Here is a 26,628-nt window from a genome sequence, read left to right as displayed (position 1 = left end):
CATGGCCTTCGACTTCGACGCCATGCTGGCCAAGATCAAGGCCCGCCAGTGGGCGCTGGCCGAGATCGATTGGGACGCACCGGGTGCGGAGCGGATCTCACCCGAACTGCACGTCAAACTCAGGCCGTTCATGGCCGATCTGATGTGGATCGAAAACGTCGGCGCTCGCGGTTTCGCCGCGATGGCCAAGAAGGCGCCGACCGAGACCCTGCGCGAGATCTACCGCTACTTCCACGCCGAGGAGCAGCGCCACGCCAATGCCGAACTGGCGCTGATGCGGCGCTGGGGCATGCTCGACGGCGAGGAGATCCCCGAGCCGAATATCAATGTCAAGCTGGTGATCGACTTCCTGGACAAGCACTCAGACGGCATGTCGCTGTCGTTTCTGGGCACGGTCATCCCCATGCTCGAGGTGGCCCTGGACGGCGCGTTGATCAAGTTCATCACCGACGAGATCTCCGACCCGGTCGCGCAGGAGGTGTTCAAGAAGATCAACTCCGACGAATCGCGCCACCTGGCAACCGATTACGCGGTGATGGAGCTGCTGGGCCACGCCCAGGCGCGCAAGCTGTTCATCGATCTGGTCGGCGGCTGGGTGAAGCCCTCGCTGCTGATCGGCGTGCTGAGCTATGTCCCGCTGCTGAACAAGATGCGCGACAACATCGTCGCCATGGGCGTGGACGAGGAGAAGCTCTACGCCGCGCTGCGCAAATACCGCGCCGTCGGCGAGCGGATGCCGCTGGCCAATCGGGTGCCGATGTATCGGATCGTGAAGACGCACGGCAACTGGGTCATCGACCGCCACCACCCCTACCACCTGTTCGCCGACGCACTGGTGAAGCTCACCGCCCGCATCCCGGACCGCTTCCTGCCGCCACAGCCCACGTGGTCGAAGGAACTGACCTACGAGCCGGTCGCATGACGAGGGCACTCGACGTCGCGATCATCGGCGCGGGCTTCGCCGGAATCGGGACCGCGATCCGCCTGCGGCAGAAGGGCATCGGCGATTTCGTGCTGTTCGAGCGGGACACCCGGGTCGGCGGCACCTGGCGCGACAACACCTATCCCGGCGCGGCCTGCGACATCCCCTCGCGGCTGTACTCCTACCGCTTCGCCCCGAATCCGAATTGGTCGCATACCTATTCCGGCAGCGCGGAAATCCTGGACTACATCGAGCGCATGGTCGACGATCACGCGCTGCGCCCGGCGATCCGATTCGGCCACACCGTCACCGGCCTCGAATTCGACGAGGCCAGCGGGCTGTGGGATATGTCGTTCGCCGAACATCCGAATGTCAAGGCGCGCAGCGTCGTCATGGCGTCGGGACCGCTGGCCAATCCCGGCTACCCGGCCATCGCGGGCATCGACGACTACACCGGCCACCGGATCCACAGCGCCCGCTGGGATCACGACTACGACTTCACCGGCAAGACGGTCGCGGTCATCGGCACCGGGGCCAGCGCGGTGCAGATCATTCCGGAGCTGGTGCGAACGGCCGGTTCGGTCAAGGTGTTCCAGCGCACCCCCGGCTGGGTGCTGCCGCGGGTGAACCGATCCACCCACCCGCTGACCCGCAGGCTGTACCGCGACGTGCCGCTGACCCAGACGCTGGCCCGCGAGGCCTGGTTCTGGGGTCACGAATCGGTGGCGCTGGGCGTGGTGTGGAACTCCCCGCTGACCCGCGTCGTGGAATCGGTGGCGCTGCTGCACCTGCGCGCGCAGGTGCGCGATCGGTGGCTGCGCCGCCAGCTCACGCCCGACTTCCGGGCGGGCTGCAAGCGGCTGCTGCTCAGTAGCGACTACTACCCGGCGCTGCAGCGCGCCAACTGTAAGCTGGTCACCTGGCCGATCGCCCGAATCGTCCCGCACGGCATCCGCACCGCCGAGGGCATCGAGCACCGCGCCGACTGCATCGTCTTCGCCACCGGCTTCGACGTGTCCACACAGGGCACGCCGTTCCCGATCGTCGGGCGCGGGGGCCGGGTGTTGGCCCAGGAGTGGAGCCGCGGGGCCTACGCCTACAAGAGCGTGGCGGTCGCGGGCTATCCGAACCTGTTCTTCACCTTCGGACCCAATTCCGGGCCCGGGCACAATTCGGCCCTGGTGTACATGGAGGCCCAGATCGACTACCTCACCGACGCCATCGGGCTGCTGCTGGACCGCGATCTGCGCATGCTCGAGGTGCGCCGGGACCGCCAGGACCGCTACAACGCCGCGCTGCAGCGGCGGCTGGCCGCGACCACCTGGAATTCCGGTTGCCGCAGCTGGTATCTCACCGAGGACGGCTTCAACGCCACCATGTATCCCGGCTTCGGCACCCAGTTCACCCGCCAGCTGGCCGCCGTGGATCCGGACGACTATCTGGCCACGCCGCGCGCGGGCGCGGGCGCCGCGCGCCGGATGGCGGCCCGGCTGGGCTAAGGTCGACATCGGTTCGAGCGACGGCCGAGCGAGGAGGGGCGAGACGCGAATGGCGGAATACCGCATCGACGATCTCGCTCGCGCCGCCGGCACGACGACCCGCAATGTCCGCAACTACCAGGAGCGCGGGCTGCTGCCGACGCCCGAGCGGCGCAGCGGCCGGGCGCTCATCTACGACGACTCCCATCTGGCCCGGCTGAAGATCATCGATGCGCTGCTGCAGCGCGGCTTCACCACCGCCCATATCGCCGACTTCATCACCAGCTGGGAGACCGGTAAGGACCTCACCGAGATCCTCGGCCTGCAGCAGGCCGTCACCGCGACGTGGGGTTCGCCCGAGGAACCGATGTCGGTGCCGCGCGAGCTGGTCGACACGCTGTTCGGCGACGATCCGGACGGGGCGGTCGGGCCGGAGGAACTCGACCGGCTCGCCGAGCTGGGACTGATCCGATTGCACGGCGACACCGTGGAATTCACCCACCCCGAACTGCTGGAGACCTTCGGCGCGCTGCACGGCTACGGTTTCGGGCTGCGCGGGTTGATCGAGGTGCACGCCGCGGTGGTCGAGCGGGTGCAGGACATTGCCGACACCATGGTGGCCGCGGCCAAGGATCACATCGTCGCCGAGCACGGACCGGGCTGGCTGCCGGGCAGCGACGAGGAGATCGCCGAGACCACGAAGATGCTCAACCACCTGCGGGAGCTGGGTGTGGCGACGGTGCACAAATCGCTCGAACAGGCGCTCGACCGGACGTTGCGGCGGGAATTGAGCGCCTACCTCGCCACCGCGGCCGAACGGCACGCCACGGGTGAACCCATGGAAACGGGAGACCCCGGCAGGCTCTGAGCCGGGACCTCCCGCGTGGGTGCGAGCCGCGGAATCAGTGGCGGAAGGCGTCCTTGACCTTCTCGCCCGCGTCCTTCAGGTCGGACTTGGCCTGGTCGGCCTTGCCCTCGTTCCGCGTCTCCCGGTCGTCGGTGGCCTCGCCCATCTTCTCCTTGGCCTTACCGGTGAGGTCGTCGAGCTTGTTCTTCGCCTTGTCGGTGGCGCTCATATGCGTCCCCTTTCCGAATGGTGTGCGTGGCCGCTCGGCTCGAGCCCGCATCCTGGCGATAACCGGTCATCGCGGTCGTAAACGGACGAGCTTCACCGCTGTCAGGCCCCGCAGCCCGGCCGGGGGGAGGTGCTCAGGGCATTCGTGGCGTCGAGCCCCGCGACGTTCGGACCCTCCGGACGCCCCCACCAATTGCGCTGGGCAGCGACGGGAAGGCCGATCACCTCGATCGGGACGCCCACGGTGGACACGCAGTTGAGGCCGGGGCTGCCGAGGGGTCCGCCGCCGAGGTCGATGGCGGCAGTGCCGATGGTGCCGCCCCGGTTGGCGACGTGCACGATGGATTGGCGGGCATTGGCGAGGGTGGTGCGGGCCAGGCTGCCGCGCAGGGTCGCGGTGTCGCCGACATTGACGATGTTCAGCGCGTGGGCCGCGGTGCCGTCGACGGTGGTGTCGCTGATGTCGAAGGTCAGTTCGGCGGTCGCGGGCTCGGGGCCCAGGGGAGTGAAGGCGAGCAGTCCGATGCCGTCGGCGCTGCAGTCGCCGAATGTCGAGCCGGTCACGGTGAGATCGGTTCGTCCGGTGCGGCCGAAATTCGTCGACACCAGGCAGGTGCCGAGATTGGCGGGGATCACCGCGTTGAGTGCCGCGCCGGGGAAGTGCGAATGCCGGGCGCGGACGTTGGTCAGGGTCAGCGACTGCCGCGCGCCCTGGGTGCTGAGGTTGTAGTTCTCGATGAGGTCGCCGACGACGGTGTCGAAGCTCGAATCGGTCACGGTGACCCGGCTGGTCGGGGTGCCGCTGGTGGTGACGTACTCCAGCCCGTTGGCCGAGAAGTTCCCGCCGCCGCCCCGGAAGGTGTTGTTCGCGATATCCACCGTGAGATCGGCGCGGCCGAGCGCATTGACGAATATGCCCTCGCTGTCGGCGATCTCGTTGATCGGCGAGATGTCGGGCGAGGCGATGTCCAGCTGCGAATTACCGTCCAGCACCGCGCGCAGCCGGGCCGTGTCGGTGGCCTGGATTCCCATGGCCAGCACCGACAGCTTGCCCACGCCGAGATTGATATTGCGCAGCGCGTTGCCGCTCACCCGGGCGGTGATATCGCTGGTGCCGCTGCCGCGGATATCGATGCCGTCGCCGCAGGCGGTGTCGCGCACGGAATTGTTCGCGATGGTGATGGTGCCGGTGGTCGTGGCGAAGTCGGTCATGACGGCCGCCCAGCCGTTGTTGAGCGCGATCAGATCCGGCAGCGGCGGCATCGCGACACCGATGCCGATACCGGGAGGAATCATGAACGGGCCGATCATGAAACCGTCGGCGCAGCCCGAATTCGTGCCCGCCACATCGTTTCCGGCGATGACCGCGTTCACCGCGTCGCGTCCGTAGATGCCGCCGCGGCGCGCCCCGGCGATGGCCAGATTGCGGACCTCGCTGCCGGGTGCGAGCACCACCGCGTCGCCGTTGTGCGCGGTGGTGGTGTTGGTGATCCGGGGCAGCGCCGCGTCCGGCGGCGCACTCGGCACCGCCGGGCCGTCGCCGAGCAGGCGCTGACGGGGTTTGAGCGCGATGCCGCCGTCCAGCGCGCCCGCGGCCGGGAGCACCACGATGGTGTCACCGTCGCGGGAGGCGGCCTCGACCTGTGCGAGCGAGGCGAACGGAGTGTCCGCCGCGCCGTTTCCAGGCGCGGGAGCTCCGGCGCGGACGTACCAGGTCGACGTATCCGGCTGTGCCGCGGCATAACCCGCGCCGACCGCGGTGATCAGGACCATCGCCGCGGACAGCCGGAGCAGGGGAAGTCGGTGGTGCATGAGGCTCCGTCGTCACAGCGTCTTGATGAACCGGGCGAGCAACTCGCCGCTGTAATCCGGCTGCCCGTCGTTCTGCACGGCCGCCGCGGCGATCGTGTCGACGTGGTTGTAGCCGGGGAGGGTGACCATATGCGCCGAGGCCGGGATCGGGAAAAAGCTGCCGACGGTGAACTGGATGGCGCTGTCCCCGGCCCAGGCGATGAAATTCGGTTTGACGCGGCTCATTCCGGCGTAGCGCAGCCCGGCCATACTGCCGCTGCGCGCGCCGCCGTAGCCCGCGCCGATATCGACGGTCAGCCGCAGCGGGAAGTAGGTCTCCCAGTACGCGCCCGGTGATCCGGTCGCCAATTGCCGTGCCGCGTCGCGGATGTCGGCGACCTCGTGATTGGGCGAGGTGAACGACACCCCGCGCACATCGTCGTAGTTGCGCCAGGTGTAGAGCGCCGAGCGATCGGTGGGGAAAACTCGCTTCTGCGGTCCGGCGCTGATCCGCAGGAAGTTCCCGAACAGCGGAAGCTGGGTCAGCTCACCCGGATTCGGGAAGGTCTTCTCCTGCACCGGCCCGCCGGACAGCGCCCCCACACTCTGCTGCAGCAGCTGGAAGTTGTTGGAGTTGTTGTCCAGTAGCATGCCCAGCAGCGCGGTATTGGTGAACCGGAAGTCCCGCACGCCGCCCTCGCCGTTGGCCCCGTTGCTGGCGAAGGCCGCCCAGCTGGGGGCGAGCAGATAGTTCAGCGTCGCCTCGACGTCGAACTCGCGCGGAAGATGCGCCAGCAGTTGGCTTTCGCCGTCCGGGTCCAGATGTGCGGCGAGCCCGGCCAGGCGCAGGATCATGAATCCGCGGCTGCCCAGGATGGGTGTGCCGCCGAATACCCGCGGCATGATGTCGCCGCGGAATCCGGCCTGCACCACCGAATTCGTCGGTCCCACAATGGCATCGGTGAGGTCGGCCAGCAGGGGCGTGTTCTGGATGGCGACCGGATCGGAGGAGACCATGGTGTCCTGTGCGGCGAAGGCCGCGCACTGGTCCGCACCCGGTCGGCCGTCGAAGTCCCAGTCCGAGAACAGCCCGGTCACCAGGCCGCCCAGCGAGATTCCGGCGCAGACGTATTTGCGCGCTCGCTCGGCCTGATCGGGGATCTCGTGCAGCATGACCTCGTACTGGTCGCGCACGACGCGCTCGAGGCCCATGAAGTCGAGCACCGGAAGTTGTTCGGAGGTCTTGAAACCCGGGGAGACCTGCCCGTCGATCGGCTTGCCGTTGAAGTAGTAGTCGACCGCGTCGAGGTAGTTGCCGGTTTGCAGCGCGTGATCGAAGCCGCGGATCTCGTCCAGGCAGGTGCTGCGCCGCGCCAGCGACCAGAATTCGATCTTCTGGCCCATGGCGCGCGCCGAGCGCACGGTGTTGAAGGCGACGCTGGCGGAGTTGACCGCGCCGCCGAACATGCCCTGCTGCTGCACCACGACATGCTCGGCGGCGGTGGCCTCGGCGGGTCCGTCGACCGGCCGGTAGCGCAGATAGCCGACCCGGTCGCAGTTCGCGGGATGCGGGGGAGCGTTGGGCGGCAACGGAAGTGCCAGGCTCACATACGAGGTGACGATCCCGTCGCGCGTGGACAGTTCGCGCTCCTGCCGATCCGAGGCCGCGCTCACCGGACCGGGATCGGCCGCGGCGGCCGAGATCTGCGTCATGCCCGCCCCGATCACCGCGGATACGGCCAATGCCACTGTGGTCCGCCACCGCCCCGACCGGTGACCCGCATCACTCATGGCCAGCACACTGCCAGCGTCGTGGATGTCGGACCACGTGAAATATGCCGAATGTGCTCAACCGCGGTGCAGCACAATCACAACCGCGTCACTTGCCCGGGTATTCGTTGTCCCGCAGGAGCCGGGCGAGATGGGCCGCGTTGCGGGCCAGGGTGGCGGTGGTCGCGGCCACCGCGTCCGGCACGCTGTCCAGCTCGAGATAGTCGGTGCCGCCCATCGCCTGATCGTTCCAGTAGGTGCAGCCCTGGGCGGGGATGGTGAGGCCGATGTCGTTGAGGCCCTGGAAGAGATCGGCGACGATCTTGTGGGCGCCGTCCTCGTTGCCGACCACCGCCACCACGCCGACCTTGCCGGTCATACTCGGCCGCCCCTGCTCGTCGGTCTCGGAGATCTCCGCGTCCAGCCGCTCGAGCACCCGCTGGGCCACCGAGGACATATGCCCGACCCAGGTGGGCGTGGCGATCAGCAGAATGTCCGCGCGCAGCAGGCGCTCGCGAATCTGCGGCCATTCGTCGCCGGGACCCTCGTCGGTCCGCACGCCCGGATACACGTCGTAGTCGACGACGCGCAGCACCTCGCCCTTCACGTCGTTGGCCGCCAGCTCGTCGAGCACCTGCCGGGCGATCAGGTCGCTCGACGATTCCGCGGGCGATCGCTTCAATGTGCATACCAGGGCGAGGGCATTCAGCGTCATCGTCGCCTCCTCAGTGTCCGCGCTGGTCGTGCAGGTCCAGTCCCTCCTTGGCCTTGATCCGGCGGTGTTCGATCAACAGCCAGCCGATGCCCGCCACCAGGCTCACCGCGCAGACCACCCCGCCGACGATCGCCCAGCCGGAGAAGCCGTAACCGGCGGCGGTGAGCGCGCCCGCGAGGGCCACGAGCCCGATCGCGCACAGCACGATGCCCGGAATGTTGTAACCGTCCTCGATGCCCTCACCGGCGTGACTGCGGGTGGTCCGCGAGGTGTCCGGGAAACCCGGTCGGGCCTGATCCGCACTTGCCATCGTGCACCTCCGTGTCAGCGTGTCCGAGGCGTTCGGTGCCTCGGATCCTTTTGCTGCAGTACCCGCGTTTCGCTTTCGCAATCGCGGCGCGAATGTCGGACCGATCACGGCGCGTGGCGGATCGGAGGCTGTTCGGTCACAACCCGGCATGATCGCCGATTGCGGTTCTGACCAGGCATAAGCTCGAGGTATGACCTCGCCGACGCCCGAAGTGGAGCGGGCGGAGGTTGCCGCGTTGACGAGTCTGTACGACGCCGAGCGGGGCGATCAGCAGGTGCATCTGAATGTGTCGCTGGCGCTGATCGCGGGTGCGGTCGCCTACCTCGGCGTGATGGCCGCCCAGTTCCACGAGCTCAAGCGGTCCTACGTCTGGTCCGTGCTCATCCCGTTCCCGCTGTGGATGGTCGCGGCCTTCCATGTCCTGCTGATGGCGACCATCGTGACCCGCAACCGGTCCATCCGAATTCTGGAGGCGCGGCTGTACGCCGCCACCCGGCTGTGGGCGGCGGGGGTGACCTTCGAGGAGATCGGCCGCGAACGCGCGCGCAAGGTCACCGACTTCCGAATTCAGCCCTGGCCGTTGAAGATTCAGTCCCTGGTCACCTATGGCGGCATTGTCGCGACGCTACTGAGCGTCACCGCCTACTGCCTGTGGCACGCGCACCACATCCGGGGCTGGACCGTGCCGGTGATCGTGAGCGTGCCGGTCTATCTGGCGTTCACGGTGCTGCTGGCGGTGGCATGGTGTACCGCCACGAGCTGGAAGCGGTGACGGCGCAGGCGCGCGCCGGAGGTTTGCCGATGATCTTGCCGGGTAGCCCGCAGCGGAGCGGACGACGCCGATATTCGGTCCGAAGGGGTTGTGCGGATGGTCCGGATCTTCCTGGTCGACGACCACGAGGTGGTCCGGATGGGGCTGCGCGGGCTGATCGACGCGCAGCCGGACCTGGAGACGGTCGGTGAGGCCGGGAGTTGCGCGGAGGCGCTGGCCACGCTACCGCGCTCGGAGGCCGATGTCGCCGTCCTGGATGTCCGGCTGCCGGATGGGAGCGGCATCGAGCTGTGCCGTGAGCTGCGCGAGCGCATGCCCGGGCTGCGCAGTCTGATCCTGACCTCGTTCACCGATGAGCAGGCCGTGATCGGGGCGGTGCTGGCCGGTGCGAACGGGTACGTGCTCAAGGATATCGACGCCGATCGGCTGCTCGACACGCTGCGCACCGTGGCGGCGGGCCGGGCGCTGCTGGACGTCCGCGCCACCGAGATCCTGATGAATCGCATGCGCGCCGAGGCCGAGCAGCGGCGTGGCCCGCTGGGCGAGCTCACCCAGCGCGAGCGCGAACTGCTGCGCTGGCTGGGCGAGGGACTGACCAATCGGGAGATCGCGGGGCGAATGTTCCTGTCGGAACGGACGGTCAAGAACTACGTCTCGCAGCTGCTGCACAAGCTGGGTCTGGACCGCCGCATCCAGGCCGCGATCATGGCGACCAAACTGGGCCTGTCGCCGGGGGATCCGGGCTCGGGCCGCGCGCGGTGACCATCGGACCGGCCATCGGTCACCAATTTTCGTGACCTTCGGCGCGATGCCACCCTCCGCCGACCTGGCGACACTGGACGGTGCACATGCTCCCGCTCGAAAGGACTCCCATGACTCGGGGTTATCCCGGTGTCGAAACCATAAGGGCCGCAATCGGACTGGCGCAGCGCGCCCCATCGCTGCACAATTCCCAACCGTGGCGCTGGCGGCTGGTCGCCGACACGCTCGACCTGTACGCCGATCCCGCCCGGCACCTCGCCGCGACCGATCCGCAGCGGCGCGCCCTCATTCTCAGCTGTGGCGTCGCCCTGCACCACCTGCGCATCGCGCTGGCCACCCTCGGCTGGGCCGCGCACGTGCGCCACGTGCCCGATCCCGGGGATCCGGACCACCTCGCCGCACTCCGGCTCACCCCGCGCCGCCCCACCGGCATCGATATCGGACTGACCGCGGCCATGGTGCATCGCCGCAGCGATCGACGCCGGTTCCGCTCCGGCCGCATACCCCGGTTGTATCTGCGGTCGGCGGCGAAATACGCGGGGCGTTTCGGTGCGAGCGTGCGGCCGGTATCGGATTCGGCGCGACCACAATTGGCGAAATTGATCCGGGTCGCGGCCGAACGCCATCGCGACGACGCGCTCTACCAGGTCGAACTCGCCGCGTGGAGCGGGCTGCGTGACGGCGTGGCCGAGGGCATTCCCGCGCGCAATATCGCGCCGATTCGGGCCGAGGATCTGTTGCCGGGCCGCGACTTCCACAATCCGGCGCTCATCGATCCGACCGCGCGCCCGGACGCGGCGGACTGGGTGACGATCTGCACCGACGGCGACGACCGCGCCGCACAGTTGCGCGCGGGTGAAACCCTCAGCGCGCTGTTGTTGGCGGCCACCGATCTGGGCCTGTCCACCTGCGTGCAGACCGAGCCGCTGGGCGTGGTCGATCTGCGCGAGCAGATCCGCTACGCGATCTGCGACGGCGAGTATCCCCAGGCCATGGTCCGCGCCGGAGTGCCCCTGGGGCTTTCCCCGCTGCCCGAAACGCCGCGGCGAGGGCTCGAGGACGTGGTCACGGACTGAATCGCGCACGCGTTGCGGACGACTCCCCATAAGAGAAACGTCTTGACATGAGGCATGTCTCTCATGAAGATGACGAAGTCTCGACACGGGAGGAGTCGGCCATGCGCCGAGATGAGACGGGTATGTCATTCGGGTGGGGGCACCGGCAGCCTTTTCGGCGTGTCCGGCGACAACGTGCCGCTGAGAAGCCGCATTCCGCATGCCTGCGAGGCGGGCGGCGGGCGGATCGGACGCGTGCGGATGCGGTTCGACGCCGCGTCGCGCATGTGCCAGCGTACGGACCGGTTCGGCAAGGCCTGGGCGCGGACCGGAAGAGCGAGGCCCGCAACCACTTCCGCCGCCAGTGAGCTACGCGGCCGGAAGTTTCAAGGGTGGCGGCTGCGGGCGGAGGGGTCGGGGCGCGTCGCTAGGACGCCCTGGCGGCCCGGCGCTCCCGGGGCACCAGCACGCACAGCAGCGCGACGAGCGCGCCGCCGCCGAACAGGTACAGCCCCCAGGCGCCGTCGAGCAGGGTCCGGTAGTCGGTGCGCAGCTCCTGGCCGAACCGCTCGTTCAGCCGGAAGGTCAGCACACCCAGGGCGGCGATGGCGGCCAGCACGCCGAGCCAGCCCAGCGCGCGCGAGCCGAACAGCGCGGCCAGCAGCACGACGGCGGCGATGCCCAGCAGCAGTACGGCCAGTGAGACCTGCAACGACACCGACTGACCGGCGATCTGATCCAGTGATCGACCGGCCGGGAGGCCGTCGCGCAGGTCGGTGAGTCGCACGTCCCCGGCCTGAACCGGGCCGATCAGCGGGCCGAACGCCCCGACGGCCATCACGATGGCACAGGCGAACAGGACCAGGTGTACGAAAGTGCGCATATCTCCACGGTATTGCGCATACCGGGCAAAGCCACGCTTTTGCGAGGCGGCGGGCCGGTGAAATCTCGGCGGCGCCGGGTCCGGCGAGGCCGATTGACTACAGTTGGTGTAGTCGCTTCGCGGTGCTGCCCCGGCGCGGCGACGGCGCCCGGGCGCGCTGGTTCGAGGCCGAGCCGGGCTACATCTATCACACCGTCAATGCCTGGGAGGACGGCGACGAGATCGTCATGGTGGCCTGCCGGGCGGCGCGGGCGCTGGGCGTATCAGATGCGGCTGTCGGTGGATCGGACCATGCTCTTCGACGCCGTCGTCAAATACGACGTGCTGACCGGCGCCAAACAGACTCAGCCGTTCGGCGGCAACGTCTTCGGCAGCGAGATGACCGTAGTGCCCCGGCCGGACGCGAGCGCCGAGGACGACGCCTGGTTGACGATGTTTGCCTACAACGGCGATACCGATGGGGCGGAGGTGTGGATCTACGACGCCGCCGATCTGAGCGCGGGCCCGGCGTGCCGCCTCGGCATTCCGGCCCGGGTCCCGCTGGGATTTCACGCCACCTGGGTCAGCGGTGCGCGCATGCGCGCCGCGGCCCGGCCGGCGGACTGAGCGGTGACCTTCGACGCCTTCGCCCTGGCCACCGCGATCGACTGCGGTTTGCGAGGATCGACGATGCCCATGGCCCATATCCGTGACGCGGCGCGCCTGCCGCGCGGGCGGGATGCGATGCTCCGGCGGGACTGTGCCGCCCTTCGAGGTGCGATGTCGCCGTCGCTAAGCTCGTGCCGGCCTCGGTTTCGACGCGGTGATCGTCGAGATCATCGCGCGCGCAGCCGAATCCGCGGGCGTAGCGGTGCCCGAGATCGTGCTCGTCGGCAGTGGCTCGCTCAGTAGCGCGGCCGCTTGCCGCTGGAACCGCTGCTGGTCGTGGCGGTGCCGAGCGAGCCGAGGACTACCACGACGATCAGCACGGTGATGAATTCGATTGTCCCCCAGGCGGGTAGCGGCGTGGTGGGCTCCGCGCCGCCCGCGACGGGGGACAGCGGCAGCTGCGCGGGCGGAAGCGGTACCGGGGGCGCGCCCGGAACCCCCGCCGGGGCCACCGGTGCCCCCACGGGCGTGCCGACCGGGCCGAGCGGCAGCGGCGGCAGGCCGAGCGGGAATTCGGGCACCGGGGGCGGCGTCGGCACGGCCATCAGGCAGGCCAGCGCACTACTTCCCGCCATCGCGCTCCCGAGCGCGGAGCTCCCGTACACCGACCCCGGCGCGCCCGCCAGCACCGAGCCCGCCAGCCCGGCCGGGGCGAAAACGCCCGAGCCCAGCACGAACGCACTGCCGAACGCACCAATGTAGAGCGCGGGAATCAGCAGCGCGCTGCCGGTCACCGAGCCCGTCGCCATGGCCGACCCGGCCAGCACCGCCCCGCTCGCACAGGCGGCCAGCCAGCTGCCACTGTCCAGCCCCGACAGCGCGGTATCCCCGGCCGCGGAATCGGCTGCCGCAACGGCATTCTCGCCCCGATCGACCTGCCCCTGGGCCGCGGGCGGAACGACCGGACGCACGGCGTCGCGCGGCTGCAGCGACAGCGGCCGCTCCATCTCGAAGCTGCCGGTGGCCGGAACCGCCAACGGCCCGCCCGCACTGCCGGACGGCGCGGTCGGCGGCAGCTGAGGCGCGGCGTCGCCCGGGGCCTCCGGTTCCAACGGCACACCACCCTGGCCCCCGGGCTCCCGCACACCACCGGGCTCGGCTCGCGCGGCCTCGTTTCCGGGCACCGGCGAAGGTCCTAGATCGGCTGGAGCCTCCGGCTCCAACGGCACGCCGCCTCGGCCTTCGTGCTGCTGTTCGCCGCTTGGTGGCTCGGATCGCTCGGCCTCGTTTGCGAGGACCGACGAGGGTGCGGGATCGGCCGGGGCTTCCGGTTCCAGCGGCACACCGCTCCGGTCCCCGGAATGCTGTCCGCCAAGCGGTTCGTATCGCGCGGGCTCATTTGCGGGAAGCGGTGGGGGTGTGGGTTCGGTTGGGGCGGAGACTGTTTCGGTTGGAGGTGTGGCGGGACCCCAGGCCGACGGGGTTGGGTCGGCAGCGGGGTCGGCCAGGGCGGGGGCGTACAGGGTGAGGGGGGCCAGGGCTAGGGCCAGGGCGAGGGTCTTGGCCGGGGTCGCCCGGTGGCGGGGGGTCATTCGCCGAAGTAGTCGGGTGCGGTGCCGATGCGGTGATAGTCGGCCTTGGCCTGTTGGAAGGCGTCCTGGGGGACGTGGATGGCGCCGGTGTAGGGGCGCTCGAGGTCGTGGATGGCGAGTAGGGCGACCCCGACGACGATGCCGAGCAGCCCGCTCATCGCGATGCTGCGGCGGGTGACGCGGATACCGTTGAGAACGGGATTGAGCAGTACCATGCCCGCGCCGAAACACAGTGCGATGTACATGAATTGGGGGACGGTGCGCTCCATATCGATGCCGCGGTCCTGGCGCGCCGCGGCCGCCTTCTCGATTCCCGACAGCGCCTTGGACCGGGCCTCGGAGACGGCCGGATCGGAGGTGCGGATCGCCACCACCGTCCGGCGCAGCGTCTCGAAGGTGTCCGCGGACGCGGTGCTCATCCGGCTCTCGTTCTCCATCAGCGGCCACTCCCGGGTCAGCACCTCGTCGGTGTAGTCGCGGATGAGCTGCTGGACGCGCTGGCGCTGCGGCTGCGGCAGCGATTCGGCCGCCCGATAGGTCTCGACCAGGCCCTTGGCCTCGCTGACGGTGTGGTCGTGCGCCGCGTTGTGCTGCTGCCAGCCCAGGACGAAGACGAAGGCGACCAGCGCGGTGAAATAGGTCTTCACCAGATCCAGCGCCAGCGTACTGGCCACCTCGTCACCGGCATGGCACCACGACTTCGGCCGCAGCCGATCCCCGATCACGAATGCGAGCACCGCGATGGTCGCCGCGATGACCGCCACGAGCAATACCTTAGCCATCCCGCAGTACCTTCCCGATCCGAGTCGCTGTGGTGCTGTGTCGAATGCGAGGTGGAGCAGCCGAGGTGGGCTCGGCGCAGGCGCAGGGCGAGGGGTCCGATTCGAGACTAGTCGCCCGGTGGTGCTGAAACGATCACCTCGTTACCGAAGTGTGATGACTAGTTGTTTGATAGCAACTGTTTAGCAAATTGATGGCCGCGCGGATGCCCGACACGCGCGAAGCCCCGGCCTCGGGTATCGAATGCCGGAGCCGCGCGCACACGCCCCGGCAGACCCCTGTGCCGACCAGCGGGTATCGGCGCGCCACCGTCGCGGGTGCGGGACAGTGAGCCCGAATACCGAACGGGTACAGCGGGATTCACACGTCCAGCTCCTCCTCGATGCCCTTGAGTCGATGCCGTGCCAGGGCCAGATTGGCCCGGCCGCGGTCCAGCGCGAGATACAGGAACAACCCCTTGGACTTCCGGCCGGTCATGGGCCGGATGATGTGGTACTGGCCGGACAGCGTGATGAGGATGTCCTCGATGTCCTCCTTGAGCCCGAGCTGATCGATCGTGCGCATCTTGGCCCGCACCACCTCGGTATTGCCCGCGGCGGCGACCTGCAGGTCCAGGCTCTTGGAGCTGCCGAGCATGCCGAGTGCCATGCCGCTGTTGTAGTCGACCACCGCGGCGCCGACCGCGCCGTCGATGACCATCATGTCCTTGAGGGCCAGATCCATATTCGACATGGTGTTCCTTTCATTCGGTGTGTGTTCCGTTGGTGGTGGCGGTGAGATGTTCGGCGATGGCGCGGGCCACCGGACGCGATTCCAGGTGCAGCCGACCGACATTCGCCTCCGGCCCGGCCAGAACGGTCAGCGAGGACCAGCCCGCGGCGTAGACCACCACGTGGCCGCTCGAGCCGTGCACCACGACCTCGTCGAAGCTGCCGCCGTGCGCGGTGGAGGCCAGCCGATACGACAGCGCCAGCTGGGAGGCGGCAAGGGCGGCCATGCCGTTGGGCTCGATGTGATCGGGTAGATCGTGGGCGATGAGCAGACCGTCGCTCGAGGCGACCAGCGCGCCGGTGAGCTGAGGTACCCGCTCTCGCAACGCCTTCAGCTCCGCCAGTACCGCGGCGTCCGGTCCAGGTCCGGTCATCGTCACCTTGGTCAACCTTCCCATCAGTTCGCCGAGCCGCTTCTTGCGCGCGCTCACCTGAGCTCCTCCAGCGCCGCCCGCAGGCGAATCAGCACATCCCGGTCGACCGGCTCCCAGCGCTCCGGCGGCAGCAGGCCCGGCGGCCGCCGGACGGCCGAATTCGCCAGGGGTTTCGGCCGATCCGACGAGTCGGTCGAAACCCGCGACCTGAGAGCCGATTTCGTGCGAGCCGGCGTCATGGGGCCGGCAGGACCGGGCGAGTCGGCCTCGGGAGCCGCCATGGGTGGCAGCGCGGTCGTCACGTCGGACGCCGGGATGGGCAGTGCGGCTGTGGGCATCGTCGGACCGGAAACCCTTCGGGGAAGGGGAATTACGGCGGTTTCGGTGGTGGGTGGTTCGATCAGGCCCGCCGCGGTGAGTTCGCGCACCGACACCAGGCAGCCGTAGGTGGTGCGGCCGAGGTCGCGGGCGATGGCGGCGATGCTGCGGCGGCCGTCGGCGGCGGCGAGCACCTCGGCCTGGCCGCCGGTGAGCGCGACCCGGCCGAGTCGGATGTGGCGGGCGGGTACGACGGGCGCGCGGTCGACCAACCGGGCGGGCCAGGGGCCGGTCTCCGGATCGCCGCGGCGGGCGCACTCGTCCACCAGGGTGGCCGGGCGGATGTGGCAGACCGGGGCGAGCCAATGCGGTGGCGCGGACCGGAATTCGGGCACCGACGGTGCGGCCAACAGGAAGTAGGCGGCATCGAAGACCGACAGTAAGGCCAGCGTCTCGAGTCGCGGTCGCCCCAACACATGGCCCGGATCGCCCGCACCGGCGCGCTGCCAGTCCTCGGCCGTGGCCACCCCGGCCTCGACCACCATCCGGTCCAGGCCGGTGGTCCGGCGGCAGTCCGCGCGGACGATCGCACCCTCGGTGATATGGAACGCGCCATCGCCCGCGCTCAGCACACCCGTGCTCCGCAGTATTTCCAGGCGGTGCAGTTCGACGGCAAGATCAATGGCCACGGCCGTCCTCGGCGAATTCGTCGAGAATTACCTGCAACTGATAGCGGGCCATGGCCAGATTGCCGCTGTCACCGTCGAACAGCACATGGACGAACAGCCGTCCGTCGAAGTCCCCGGCGACCAGGCGCAGCAGGTGGAAGGCGTAGGTGCCGCCGATGATGATCTCGGTGACATCGTCGCCGGTCCGCCCGGTGGTCAGTGCGGGACAGGACAATACGGCCCGGACCACGTCCGTTGTCGACGCCGCGTCCTCGTGCTGGTCGACCATGGCGTGTCGGCCCGCGGCCGCGACCGACAATCCGCTCGAACCGTCCACCAGCGTTACGCTGCGCGCACCCGGAATGTTCATGATGCGTTTCATGCAGCCGTCGATACTGATCACTTCGCCGTTCCCCGTGAGTGTTTCGGGTGCAGACGCTACACAATATTGATGGCTCATGTCCGGCAAATTCGGAGAGAATACCATCGGGTATTCAGTACGCGATGGTATTCAACACCTTTCGGTTTCTAATACTCCCGGGAATGAAATTCTGCTTGGAATTCTCGACTTTCGAGTCGGCTACGTCCGATCGATCCGAATCGGGAAGGCCGCCAGATCGTTCTGGGTGAGCACCGGCAAATTGCGGAGCTCCGCCACCGGTACGGCCAGCCGCAGGTCCGGGAACCGCTCGAACAGTGCGGGCAATGCGATCGCCGCCTCCAGTCGCGACAGCGCCGCGCCCGGGCAGATGTGTGGGCCGTAGCCGAAGGACATGTGCCGGTTGGCGGTCGGCCGGGTGAGATCGAATTCGTCGGCGTCGGCCCCGTGCTGGGTGGTGTCGCGGCCGATCGTCCGATACGACATGACCACTCCCTCGCCCTTCTCGATCACCGTCTCACCGATGGTGATGTCCTCGGTGGCGAAGCGCATGAGCAGATGGATCACCGGGCCGTCCCAACGCAGCGTCTCCTCGATGGCCTGCTTCCAGTCGTATTCCCCGCTGCGCAAGCGAGCGAACTGGTCGGGATGGGTGAGCAGCGCGCGCACGGTGTTGAGGATGAGCGAGACGGTGGTCTCGTGACCCGCCGCGACCAGGGCCTTGAGGTTGCCCACCACCTCTTCCTCGGTCAGGCGTTCGCCGCCGTCCTCGGCGAGGATGAATGCCGAGGTGAGATCGTCGCCGGGTTGGGCGGTCTTCTTACGCACCATTTCGGTGAAGTAGGCGTGCTGCTGCTCGATCACCCGTAGTCGCTCGTCCTGCGGGGTCAGCAGCGAGAAGAACGCCTTGTAGGACTCGAGCAGCCACGGGTGATCCGCGCGCGGCACACCCATGAGCTCGCTGATCACCCGCATCGGAAGCGGGTAGGCGAACACCGATTTCAGGTCGACCACCCCGCCGGCGCGCCCGGCCGCCTCGAGATCGTCGAGCAACTCGGCGGTGAGTCGCTCGATCGCCGGGCGCAGCGCCTCGAGCCGTCGCGGCGACAGGGCCTGGGTGGTCTTGAGGCGCAGCCGCCGGTGTTCGGCGCCGTCCACGGTGAACATCGACCGGCCCGCATCGATCATGCCGATCAGTGGCCACTGCCGCGTCACCACGCCCGACTGCCACAGCGACCAGTGCGAGATGTCCTTGACCAGCCGCGGATCCACCAGCAGTTGCCGGGCCAGCGCGTGGGTGGTGACCGTCCAGGCCTGCGCGCCCAGCAGATCGATGCGGGCGAGCGGGCCGCTCGCGCGCAACGTCGCCGTCTCGCCGTGCAGATCGCCGATCATCGGATCGATCACGATGGTCTCGGCATGCGGGCAGGATGTATTCATGGAGCACCTCCGACGGCACGAACTGGGGTGAAACAAACAGGGAGGGATGTCATTCCGCGCAGGAACGGCGACGGCCGTCGGACCAGGTTGCGCGCGGGCACCGCCAGATCGATATCGGGCAGCCGATCCAGCAGCACCTCGATGCCGGTGCGCGCGATGATCTCGGCGATCTGCTGGGCCGGGAACGGGCAGCGGTATTCGCCGTAGCTGAACGCGAAGTGGGCGCTGTTGCCGCTGTGCGCGGGATCGACGCCGTCGGAGATATGCTGGCGCACATGGGGGTCGGCGTTGGCGGCGGCGAGCCCGAGCAGTAGCAGATCGCCCGCGCGCACGATGACCTCGCCCAATCGGGTGTCGCGGGCGGCCCAGCGCCCGGCCAGGATCTGGGTGGGCGTGTCCTCCCAGAGCACCTCGTTCATGGCCTGTCCGATGCTGTGCCGCCCGCCGCCCAGCGCCGCGGCGAAGCGGTCGTCGGTCAGCATGAGCCGCACCGAATTTCCGATCCAGTCCGAGGTCGGCAGGTGTCCGGCGGCGGTGATCGCCATCAGGTCGAGGACGTATTCCTGATCGGTGAAGGGCATGGGGCAGGCCAGCATGCGCGACACCAGATCGTTTCCGGGAGCGGCCTTCTTGGCCGCGAGCAGCCGCTGCATATGCTCGGCGAAGCGCAGATGCGCGGCCTGGGCGTCGGGGCCGCCGTCGGTGAAGGTCTTCATGGTCCAGGCCAGCTCCGGACCGTCCTCGTCCGGAAAGCCGAGCATGCGCGCCAGCGCGAGCACCGGCAGCGGTTCGGCGAAATCGGCCACCAGCTCGGCCTGCCCGCGCCCACAGAATGCGTCGATCAGCCGATCGGCCAATTCCTCACAGGCGGTACGCAATTCGAACGGATCGACCGCCTCCAGCGCGGGCTCCACCATCGCGACGTGGCGACGATGTTCGGCCCCGGCGGTGAAGTAGATCGACGGCATGGGCTGGCCGACCATGGGCAGCAGCGGCCAGTCCGGCGGGATATTGGGCCACTGGTTCCACAGACTCACATCGCGCGGAAACAACTCCGGATCGCTGGTCACCTGATGCAGTTCGCGATAGCCCACCACCAGCCACGCGGGCACGCCGCCGGGTAGTTCGACGGCCACCACCGGGCCGTGCTCGCGGCGCATCTCACGGTACAGCTGCTGCGGGTCGGTGTGGAAGCGCGGACCGCTCAGCGGGACGACCGCCGGGTGTGCGGGTCGACCAGGGGTGGGGTGCGGCATGGTCATGACGCGATCTCCGGGGTCGGCGGGGCGAGGCGATAGAGGTGTTCGACGAGGGTGATCAGCACCCGCTTACAGGATTCGCGCGAGCGGGCGTCGCAGTCCAGCAGTGGCACACGCGGATCGATGTCGAGGGCGTCGCGGATCATGTCCGGGCTGTGCCGCACATCGCCGAAGATGTTGCAGGCCACCACGAACGGGGTGTGTTGGAATTCGAGCCGGTCGATGGCATACCAGCTGTCGGCGATGCGACGGGGATCCACCAGCACGATGGCGCCCAGCGCGCCGGTGAACAGCCGGTCCCACAGGAACCAGAACCGCTCCTGGCCGGGCGCGCCGAACAGGTAGAGCACATGTTCGGCGTCGATGGTGATGCGGCCGAAGTCGAAGGCCACGGTGGTGGTCGACTTACCGGGCGCACCGGTCGGATCGTCCACGCCCACACCGGCATCGGTCATGGTGGCCTCGGTGTCGAGCGGGCGGATCTCGCTGACCGAGCGGACCATGGTCGTCTTGCCGACGCCGAAGCCGCCCACGATGACGATCTTGAAACCGTTGCGGGTGGTATCGGCCAGCGGCGCGTCGGCGCGCGCCGGGCGCGGATCAAATCTTGCGGAGACCAACGAGCACCTTCTCGAGGGTGGCCATATCGGGTATCGAATTCCAGGTCTTCTCGGCGCGGTTCGTGACGTGCTGCGGATGGCGGACGGTGATCTTGCCCGCGTGCAACAGATCCGACAGCAGCACCATCGCGATACCGACGGGAACCCGTAGCTCGGCGGCGATTTCGACGACCGCGGTCGGCGCGCGGCACAGCGACAGGATCGCCCGGTGCTCGGACTGCATGCCGGGCGTGGGCTGGCATTCGCTGACCACGAGGGTGACCAGATCGAAGGCGTCGCTGTCGGGCCTGCTGCGGCCCCCGGTCAGCGTGTAGAGCCGATCCGGGGTGTCGTCGCGGCCGGGCCTGTTCACGACCGGCCCGGGGATCTCGGCGCGGCCGCCAGGTGGTCGCCCAGCTGTTCCACCAGTTCGCGCATGTTGTGGCCGACCAGCCCGGCGTCGGCATCCTCGGCCGCGACGACCGCGATATGCGCGCCCATTCCGGCCTCCACGATGAACAGGATGCCGCCGTAGAACTCGGTCATGGATTGGCGCACCCCGCTGCGGCCGTCGCCGAATTCGACCGACGCGCCGTGCGAGAGGCTCTGGATGCCCGCGGCGATGGCGGCCAGCTGGTCGGCCTTGTCGACGGTCAGTTCGGGGGTGTGACAGATCTTCAGGCCGTCACTGGACAGCAGCAGCGCGTGGCGGGCACGCGGGGTGCGCGAGAGCAGTTGTTCCAGCAGCCAACCCAGCTGCGACGTCGCGGGCAGTGTCATCGATCCTTCTCCACGGCAACGGAATTGGACGGTTCGGTACGGCCGGAGACGGCACGCTGGAACGCGGCCAGCGCGGACGGCCGGGCCGGGGTGGCGGCCGGGGGAGCACTCGGTGGCGGTGGGGCGGACAGACCGTCGGGGTGGACGGCGGCCAGGGTGCTGCCGCGGCGGCGTTTGGGCAGGGTGATCTCCGGTGTGGACGCCTCGGGGGCGGGCGGCGGCTCGGCGGGTTGGGCGGCGGGTAGGGTGAGGGTGGCGACCGAGCCGGGGGAGCGGTCCAGGCGCAGGATCAGCTCGCGCGGCACGACCACCACGACCGCGGTGCCGCCGATGGCCGACGGGCGATAGGACACGGTCAGGCCGTGTTTGCGGGCCAGATGCCCGACGACCGCCAGGCCCAGGCGGGTGCCGGTGAGCGAGGACAGGTCCAGGGCGGTGGCGCCGCGCCGCCCGTTGGCGCCGATTCCGGCCACGGCGCGTTCGGCGCGGCGCAGCGCCGAGTCGCTCATGATCAGGCCGCTGTCCTCGATTGTCACCACCACGCCCGCGGGCACCTCGGCGGCGTAGACGTGCACCTCGGTGGTGGGCGGGGAGAAGTTGCAGGCATTGTCGAGCAGTTCGGCCAGCGCGTGCATGATGCCCTCGGCCGCGTGACCGGCGATGGCGATCTCGGCGACAGCGCGCAGCCGCACCCGCTGATAGCCCGCGACGCGGCCCATCGCGCCGCGCAGAATAGATTCCATCGCGATGGGTTTGGCCCAGCGGCGGCCCGAGCGCGCCCCGCTGAGCACCGCGATGCTGTCGGCGAGCCGACCGGCCTGGGCGGTGCGGTGGTCCAGGGCCAGCAGATCGGCGAGCACCGTGGGGTCGGCGTGGCGATGTTCCATTTCGCGCAGTTCGGCCAGCATGCTCGTCGTCATCGCCTGCATGCGACCGGCCGCGCCGGCGAAGGCGGCCATGGCGGCGGCGCGGCGGACCTCGCTCTGCTTGGCCTCGCGGGCCTGCGCGGCGGCGGTGTCCCGGGCGGCGGCGAGGGCGGCCGCCGCCTCGGCGGTGCGATCGGCGGCGGCCCGCTCGACCCGCTCGAGTGCGGTGCGGGCGATGACGGCGGCCTGCCGGTAGCGCACGGCCGCGGTGAGGGCGGCGCAGAGCAAGGCCGCCGCTACGCCGCCGCCGATGGTCAGGGCCGGGCGTATCGAGGGCGGGGCCAGCCACACCGCGACGGTCACGGCGGCGCCTGTGACCGCGGCCGATATGGCGAATGTGATTACGGGAGTACGTAATTGGTGCGGTTGCTCGGCGGCTGCGGAGTTCTCCTCCGTCTGGGCCGGGGGCGCGTTCACCGATCGAATCACCTTCCGTGCGTCCGCGTTCCTGTCCACCCGGCTACCGCGCAGCTCCCCCGTCCGCCCCGGGGGTGCCCGAAATGCGCAGACCACCAGGCGATTTCGCTATTTCGCGCCCGAGCATAACCGGCCGCCTCGCGCGCCGCCAACCGAGCGGGTCCGTCGATAAACATATGCCGGGTAGTGGGATTCGAGGTTGCGATCGAATGACATGTCGTGGACCGCGCGTAGTCGAGATCACACTCCCAAGCGGGGCATGTTTGCCCAGAAGATGCGCGGGAACGACGCAAGCATGAATCCACAAGGCGAACCCGGTGAGGACATGCTGCGGCAGGCCGAGAGCCTCGACTCCGACGAGGTGCGCAACCGCGACGGCGATGTGGTGGTCGATCCGCCCGAGGATTGGACCGGCGCGGACCGGTTCGGCATGACCTCGCGCGAGCAGCGGGAGGGGCAGCCCCTGGGCGAGCGGCTCGCGCAGGAGGAACCCGATATCGGGGCCGGTCGGCCCGAACGCGAGGAGCGGGGAACCGGTGTCGAGGGGTTGGATGCGGTCCGGCCCGATACCCGCGGGCACGAGGCGGCGCCCACCCACCGGCATGCCGGGCAGATCGACGGCACACCCGAAGATGGTGATTCCTTTTATCCGATAGAGGAATGACATCTGGTCGGTATCGATTGGCGCACCCGCACGCCGCGGCGGGCCGCTGCCACCACTGGTGACGCAAAACCTACCGGCAGTCACGGAATTCGCGCGCAATTCCCTCCCCGAAAGCGACCCGTAATCCGAATTTCCGCGCTCGACTTGGGCATTCGCCCGGCAGAGGCGGCGGCGATATGCAATGTTGTTATCGCCCAACCTGATACCGAATCGGTGAGCCGAGGCGGGACGGATCGGAAAGGGGGTGCGGCGAGGCCATGTCGTCAGAGGTGGAATTCGGTGGGCCGCGTCGCGCTGGCAGGCTGCGCGCCGCCACGGCGGGGAAACCCGTGTGGCCCGGAATGATCCCACCGCCGCAGCCGCGGCGTCGGCACGCGTTACCGCGTCGCCGACACCACCGCGGCATGATGGTCGGCTCGGTCGCTGCGATCGGCACCGCCGCCGTGGCTGGCGGCGTCGTGCTGGCCCGCATAGAGGCAACCGCCCAGCGCGCCGCCCCCGAGTCCGTGGCCAGCACGGCCGACCTCACCCTGGGCGGCGGCCCCGACTGCGCCCCCACCCGCACCGCGGGCCTGGTGCGCGGCAACGGGACCGGCTCGACCACCTCGGGCCCCGACGTCATCCTGGCCTTCCAGCACGCCTACTACATCGCCCGCTCCGGCACCCTCGCCCGCGCGGTCACCACCCCCGACGCCTGGGTTTCACCTCCGCAGGTCATCGACCTCGGCATCGCCACAATTCCCCGGGGCACCCTGCACTGCGTCCAAATCACTCCACTCCTCGACGGCCGCTTCGACGTCCAGGTCGCCGAGTCCCGCCCCGACCGCTCCGCCCGCACCTACCGCCAGCTGGTCACTGTCGCCGACCGCGACGGGAAGACCCTCATCTCCCGAATCGACGCTCCGGCACGGCCGCAGTGACCCCCGCCGCTCGCTGGCGCTCGCGGCGGGGGAATCGGGTGCGACGCGTATGCCCGGGGGATCGACGAAGCGGTGCGGGAGGGGCATGGGCCGAGCGACACACCGTGGAAGGTCGCCTACCGAGCGATCGGTCGGTAGCGTGGGTGGCAGCCTACCGAGTGGTTGGTCGGGAATGGTAGCGAAATGGAGTGGGTGTGAACGAGCGGATCGAACAGCTGTTGTCCGGGTTGGATTTGTCGGCGAAGCTGCGGCTCATTTCCGGGGCCGGGATGTTTCGGATGGCGGGTGAGGCGTCGATCGGGCTGGCGGAGATGCCTATTTCCGATGGTCCGACCGGGGTGCGAGGGGAGAACTGGGATGAGCGGGATCCGTCGGTGAGCCTGCCGTCGGGTACCGCGCTGGCCGCGAGCTGGGATCGGGAGTTGCTGGGTGAGGTCGGCGGGCTGATCGCGGCCGAGGCACGGCGCAAGAATGTCTATGCCGTGCTGGGGCCGACCATCAATCTGCATCGCTCGCCGTTGGGCGGCAGGCATTTCGAATGCTACTCCGAGGATCCCGTGCTGACCGCCGAGATGGCGGTGGCCTATGTCCGTGGCGTGCAGGCCCACGGTGTGGGCGCCTGCCCGAAGCACTACGTGGCCAACGATTCCGAGACCGATCGCTTCACCGTGGACGTCCGCGTCGACGACCGGGCGCTGCACGAGGTGTATCTGTACCCGTTCGAGCGCAGCGTCGACGCCGGGGCGTGGATGGTCATGGCCGCCTACAACTCCGTGGCCGGGGTGACCATGACCGAGAATCCCCTGTTGGACGAACCGCTGAAGGGCAGATGGGGATTCGACGGCGTGGTCGTCTCCGACTGGACCGCCGTGCGCACCACCGCGGGCGCGGCCCGCGGCACCGACCTGTGCATGCCCGGCCCGCCCATGCTGTGGGGCGAACCGCTCGAGCGAGCGATCCGCGCGGGCACAATCCCGGAATCGGCCATCGACGAAAAGGTCCGCCGCATCCTGCGTTTCGCCCTGCGCGTCGGCGCGCTGGACGGACAACCGCGCCCCACACCGGCCTTCACCGACGAGCAGGCGCGGACCCTGGTCCGCCGGGCCGCCGCCGAGGCGATGGTGCTGGTCCGCAACGACGGTGTGCTCCCGCTGCGCCCGGGCGCGGCGATCGCGCTGCTGGGACCGGCCGCCGCCGAGCCGCGATTCATGGGCGGCGGCAGCGCGACCGTCATCCCGGGCCACACGAGTACCCCGCTGGACGGCCTGAAAGAGGTTGCGGCGCTCACGTATACGCCGGGCATATGGCTCACCGACGACCTCACCCCCGCCCCGCTGGAATTGCTCACCGATCCCGACACCGGCACTCCCGGCGTGCAATTGCGCTACCTGGACGGCGACACCGTCATCGACACCCAGCATCGCCTCGCGGCCCAACTCGTCCTGTTCGGCGACGCCTCGGCCGCACGCTCCTCGGCGATCGAACTGCGCGCCCGGCTGCGCGCCGATGCCGACGGCGACTGGCGGATCGGCACGGCCGCGGTCGGACACGTGCGACTGGAACTGGACGGCGAGACCGTCCTCGACGACACCGTGCTCCCGGAGGGGGCGGACCCGCTGACGGCACTGATGGATCCGCCGCAGCGGTCGGTTACGCGCACGCTGCGCGCAGGTCAGGACGTGGACGTGCGGATCACCGTCGCCACCCCGGACGCCATTGCGGGCCTGGGCGTGCTGTTCGGCCTCACCCTCGGCATTCGCCGACCGCGCCGCGACGCCGCGGCGGAGTTCGCCGCCGCGGTCGAGGCCGCGCGCGGGGCCGAGGCGGCTGTCGTGGTGGTCGGCACCACCGAACTGATCGAAAGCGAGGGCGTCGACCGCCGCACGTTGACACTGCCGGGCCGCCAGGACGAACTCGTCGCTGCCGTGGCCGCGGTCAACCCGCGCACCATCGTGGTGGTGAATTCCGGTGCGCCGGTGGAGATGCCCTGGCGCGACGACGTGGCCGCGGTGCTGCTGTCGTGGTTCCCGGGCCAGGAGTTCGGCGCGGCCCTGGCCGAGGTGCTGACCGGCGTCCGCGAACCGGGCGGTCGGCTGCCGACGACCTGGCCGAAGGCGATGACCGACGCTCCGGTGCTGAACACCACACCCGACGCCGAGGGCGCGCTGGCCTACCTCGAGGGCCTGCACATCGGATACCGGGCCTGGCTGCGCGCGGGCACCGAACCCGCCTACCCCTTCGGACACGGATTGGGTTACACCACATGGGAATTGAGCGATCTCGCGGTGATCGGTGACAATGCCGAGGTCACCGTGCGCAATACCGGCGACCGATCCGGCAAGCAGGTGGTCCAGGCCTACTTGTCACGGCCCGGCAGCGCGATCGATCGTCCGATTCGGTGGCTTGCGGCGTTCGAAACCTGCACACTGGAACCCGGCGAATCCCGTCGCATCCAGATCGCACTGCCGCGGCGGGCATTCGAGCACTGGACCGCGGAGGGTTGGGCCATCGAGGGCGGAACCTTCACACTGCACGTGGGCACCTCGGTCGTCGACCTGCCACTGACGGCCCGAATCGCCCGATAGTACGCGAATCGGTCACCATTGCTGAGAATGCCCTGG

28 protein-coding genes and 1 pseudogene are annotated in these 26,628 nt (G+C 69.2%); 11 read left to right on the top strand and 18 right to left on the bottom strand.

Annotated elements, in window-relative coordinates; genetic code table 11:
- Position 1: 1 nt before the first annotated feature.
- Genes NDR87_RS02810 through NDR87_RS02800 form a run of 3 tightly spaced genes read left to right on the top strand, consistent with a single transcriptional unit; the run spans position 2 to position 3,268 of the window.
- On the top strand, positions 2-922 hold the full coding sequence (locus tag NDR87_RS02810; protein WP_251908933.1) for a ferritin-like domain-containing protein: 921 nt from the start codon (positions 2-4) through the stop codon (positions 920-922).
- Positions 919-2,421: an NAD(P)/FAD-dependent oxidoreductase gene (locus NDR87_RS02805; RefSeq protein WP_251908934.1), complete on the top strand. Its 1,503-nt coding sequence runs from the start codon at positions 919-921 to the stop codon at positions 2,419-2,421. Before NDR87_RS02810 ends, NDR87_RS02805 begins: the two co-directional genes overlap by 4 nt.
- A gap of 49 nt (positions 2,422-2,470) precedes the next feature.
- Positions 2,471-3,268: a MerR family transcriptional regulator gene (locus NDR87_RS02800; protein WP_251908935.1), complete on the top strand. Its 798-nt coding sequence runs from the start codon at positions 2,471-2,473 to the stop codon at positions 3,266-3,268.
- A 34-nt stretch (positions 3,269-3,302) separates the two neighbouring features.
- Here NDR87_RS02800 and NDR87_RS02795 read toward each other — a convergent pair whose 3' ends face one another.
- The 5 genes from NDR87_RS02795 to NDR87_RS02775 all read right to left on the bottom strand — a co-directional run bounded on the left by NDR87_RS02795 (position 3,303) and on the right by NDR87_RS02775 (position 8,061).
- The gene (locus tag NDR87_RS02795; RefSeq protein WP_251908936.1) at positions 3,303-3,476 is read right to left on the bottom strand and encodes a CsbD family protein; all 174 of its coding nucleotides are present in this window, start codon (positions 3,474-3,476) and stop codon (positions 3,303-3,305) included.
- Between the two features lie 101 nt (positions 3,477-3,577).
- Positions 3,578-5,287, bottom strand: coding sequence for a hypothetical protein (locus NDR87_RS02790; RefSeq protein ID WP_251908937.1), 1,710 nt, complete (start codon positions 5,285-5,287; stop codon positions 3,578-3,580).
- A gap of 12 nt (positions 5,288-5,299) precedes the next feature.
- Positions 5,300-7,057 carry a hypothetical protein gene (locus NDR87_RS02785; RefSeq protein WP_251908938.1) on the bottom strand — a complete coding sequence of 586 codons (1,758 nt, stop codon included), beginning with the start codon at positions 7,055-7,057 and terminating at the stop codon, positions 5,300-5,302.
- A gap of 88 nt (positions 7,058-7,145) precedes the next feature.
- Positions 7,146-7,751, bottom strand: coding sequence for a flavodoxin family protein (locus NDR87_RS02780; RefSeq protein WP_251908939.1), 606 nt, complete (start codon positions 7,749-7,751; stop codon positions 7,146-7,148).
- Positions 7,752-7,761: 10 nt separating this feature from the next.
- The gene (locus NDR87_RS02775; RefSeq protein ID WP_251908940.1) at positions 7,762-8,061 is read right to left on the bottom strand and encodes a hypothetical protein; all 300 of its coding nucleotides are present in this window, start codon (positions 8,059-8,061) and stop codon (positions 7,762-7,764) included.
- Between the two features lie 190 nt (positions 8,062-8,251).
- On the opposite strand from NDR87_RS02775, the gene NDR87_RS02770 reads away from it, so the two are divergent.
- From NDR87_RS02770 to NDR87_RS02760, 3 genes are all read left to right on the top strand, one after another.
- The gene (locus tag NDR87_RS02770; protein WP_251908941.1) at positions 8,252-8,833 is read left to right on the top strand and encodes a hypothetical protein; all 582 of its coding nucleotides are present in this window, start codon (positions 8,252-8,254) and stop codon (positions 8,831-8,833) included.
- 96 nt (positions 8,834-8,929) lie between these two features.
- The gene (locus tag NDR87_RS02765; protein WP_251908942.1) at positions 8,930-9,595 is read left to right on the top strand and encodes a response regulator transcription factor; all 666 of its coding nucleotides are present in this window, start codon (positions 8,930-8,932) and stop codon (positions 9,593-9,595) included.
- A gap of 110 nt (positions 9,596-9,705) precedes the next feature.
- Positions 9,706-10,671, top strand: coding sequence for a nitroreductase family protein (locus NDR87_RS02760; protein WP_251908943.1), 966 nt, complete (start codon positions 9,706-9,708; stop codon positions 10,669-10,671).
- 406 nt (positions 10,672-11,077) lie between these two features.
- Here NDR87_RS02760 and NDR87_RS02755 read toward each other — a convergent pair whose 3' ends face one another.
- Positions 11,078-11,533: a hypothetical protein gene (locus tag NDR87_RS02755; protein WP_251908944.1), complete on the bottom strand. Its 456-nt coding sequence runs from the start codon at positions 11,531-11,533 to the stop codon at positions 11,078-11,080.
- Positions 11,534-11,655: 122 nt separating this feature from the next.
- Between NDR87_RS02755 and NDR87_RS37830 the strand changes: the two are divergent.
- Positions 11,656-11,859 (top strand): annotated as a pseudogene (locus NDR87_RS37830) (carotenoid oxygenase family protein); the annotation flags it as partial.
- Entirely contained in the window at positions 11,801-12,139 is a 339-nt protein-coding gene (locus NDR87_RS02750; protein ID WP_374211124.1) for a carotenoid oxygenase family protein, read from the top strand. The pseudogene NDR87_RS37830 and the gene NDR87_RS02750, both read left to right, overlap by 59 nt.
- Positions 12,140-12,417: 278 nt before the next feature.
- Here NDR87_RS02750 and NDR87_RS02745 read toward each other — a convergent pair whose 3' ends face one another.
- The 12 genes from NDR87_RS02745 to NDR87_RS02690 all read right to left on the bottom strand — a co-directional run bounded on the left by NDR87_RS02745 (position 12,418) and on the right by NDR87_RS02690 (position 22,309).
- The gene (locus NDR87_RS02745) at positions 12,418-13,305 is read right to left on the bottom strand and encodes a hypothetical protein (protein ID WP_251908946.1); all 888 of its coding nucleotides are present in this window, start codon (positions 13,303-13,305) and stop codon (positions 12,418-12,420) included.
- A gap of 404 nt (positions 13,306-13,709) precedes the next feature.
- A complete protein-coding gene (locus NDR87_RS02740; protein ID WP_251908947.1) occupies positions 13,710-14,495 on the bottom strand; it encodes a DUF4239 domain-containing protein in 786 nt (261 codons plus the stop codon).
- 358 nt (positions 14,496-14,853) lie between these two features.
- The gene (locus NDR87_RS02735; RefSeq protein ID WP_251908948.1) at positions 14,854-15,225 is read right to left on the bottom strand and encodes a hypothetical protein; all 372 of its coding nucleotides are present in this window, start codon (positions 15,223-15,225) and stop codon (positions 14,854-14,856) included.
- Positions 15,226-15,235: 10 nt separating this feature from the next.
- Positions 15,236-15,694, bottom strand: coding sequence for a roadblock/LC7 domain-containing protein (locus tag NDR87_RS02730; protein ID WP_251908949.1), 459 nt, complete (start codon positions 15,692-15,694; stop codon positions 15,236-15,238).
- Positions 15,691-16,644 carry a hypothetical protein gene (locus NDR87_RS02725; RefSeq protein WP_251908950.1) on the bottom strand — a complete coding sequence of 318 codons (954 nt, stop codon included), beginning with the start codon at positions 16,642-16,644 and terminating at the stop codon, positions 15,691-15,693. The genes NDR87_RS02730 and NDR87_RS02725 overlap by 4 nt, the downstream gene beginning before the upstream one ends.
- Positions 16,634-17,005, bottom strand: a complete 372-nt coding sequence (locus NDR87_RS02720; protein ID WP_251908951.1) for a hypothetical protein — start codon at positions 17,003-17,005, stop codon at positions 16,634-16,636. The genes NDR87_RS02725 and NDR87_RS02720 overlap by 11 nt, the downstream gene beginning before the upstream one ends.
- A gap of 198 nt (positions 17,006-17,203) precedes the next feature.
- Positions 17,204-18,442 (bottom strand): cytochrome P450, encoded by a 1,239-nt coding sequence (locus tag NDR87_RS02715; protein WP_251908952.1) that lies wholly within the window; start codon positions 18,440-18,442, stop codon positions 17,204-17,206.
- Complete coding sequence (locus NDR87_RS02710; RefSeq protein WP_251908953.1) at positions 18,439-19,704, bottom strand: cytochrome P450; 1,266 nt, start codon at positions 19,702-19,704, stop codon at positions 18,439-18,441. The genes NDR87_RS02715 and NDR87_RS02710 overlap by 4 nt, the downstream gene beginning before the upstream one ends.
- Positions 19,701-20,273 (bottom strand): ATP/GTP-binding protein, encoded by a 573-nt coding sequence (locus NDR87_RS02705; RefSeq protein ID WP_286013057.1) that lies wholly within the window; start codon positions 20,271-20,273, stop codon positions 19,701-19,703. Before NDR87_RS02705 ends, NDR87_RS02710 begins: the two co-directional genes overlap by 4 nt.
- A 28-nt stretch (positions 20,274-20,301) precedes the next feature.
- Complete coding sequence (locus NDR87_RS02700; protein WP_251908955.1) at positions 20,302-20,673, bottom strand: DUF742 domain-containing protein; 372 nt, start codon at positions 20,671-20,673, stop codon at positions 20,302-20,304.
- Positions 20,670-21,080, bottom strand: a complete 411-nt coding sequence (locus NDR87_RS02695; RefSeq protein ID WP_251908956.1) for a roadblock/LC7 domain-containing protein — start codon at positions 21,078-21,080, stop codon at positions 20,670-20,672. The genes NDR87_RS02700 and NDR87_RS02695 overlap by 4 nt, the downstream gene beginning before the upstream one ends.
- A complete protein-coding gene (locus NDR87_RS02690) occupies positions 21,077-22,309 on the bottom strand; it encodes an ATP-binding protein (RefSeq protein WP_251908957.1) in 1,233 nt (410 codons plus the stop codon). Before NDR87_RS02690 ends, NDR87_RS02695 begins: the two co-directional genes overlap by 4 nt.
- Before the next feature lie 409 nt (positions 22,310-22,718).
- Here NDR87_RS02690 and NDR87_RS02685 point away from each other — a divergent pair, with 409 nt between their 5' ends.
- From NDR87_RS02685 to NDR87_RS02675, 3 genes are all read left to right on the top strand, one after another.
- Positions 22,719-23,087: a hypothetical protein gene (locus tag NDR87_RS02685; RefSeq protein WP_251908958.1), complete on the top strand. Its 369-nt coding sequence runs from the start codon at positions 22,719-22,721 to the stop codon at positions 23,085-23,087.
- A 257-nt stretch (positions 23,088-23,344) separates the two neighbouring features.
- Entirely contained in the window at positions 23,345-24,007 is a 663-nt protein-coding gene (locus NDR87_RS02680; protein WP_251908959.1) for a hypothetical protein, read from the top strand.
- A gap of 194 nt (positions 24,008-24,201) precedes the next feature.
- Positions 24,202-26,592: a glycoside hydrolase family 3 C-terminal domain-containing protein gene (locus NDR87_RS02675; protein ID WP_251908960.1), complete on the top strand. Its 2,391-nt coding sequence runs from the start codon at positions 24,202-24,204 to the stop codon at positions 26,590-26,592.
- Positions 26,593-26,628 lie beyond the last annotated feature (36 nt).

It is taken from the genome of Nocardia sp. CDC159, assembly GCF_023740735.1.
Taxonomy (GTDB): domain Bacteria; phylum Actinomycetota; class Actinomycetes; order Mycobacteriales; family Mycobacteriaceae; genus Nocardia; species Nocardia pulmonis.
The sequence above is the reverse complement of the archived record's forward strand: the minus strand, read 5'-3'. Positions and strand labels throughout refer to the sequence as shown.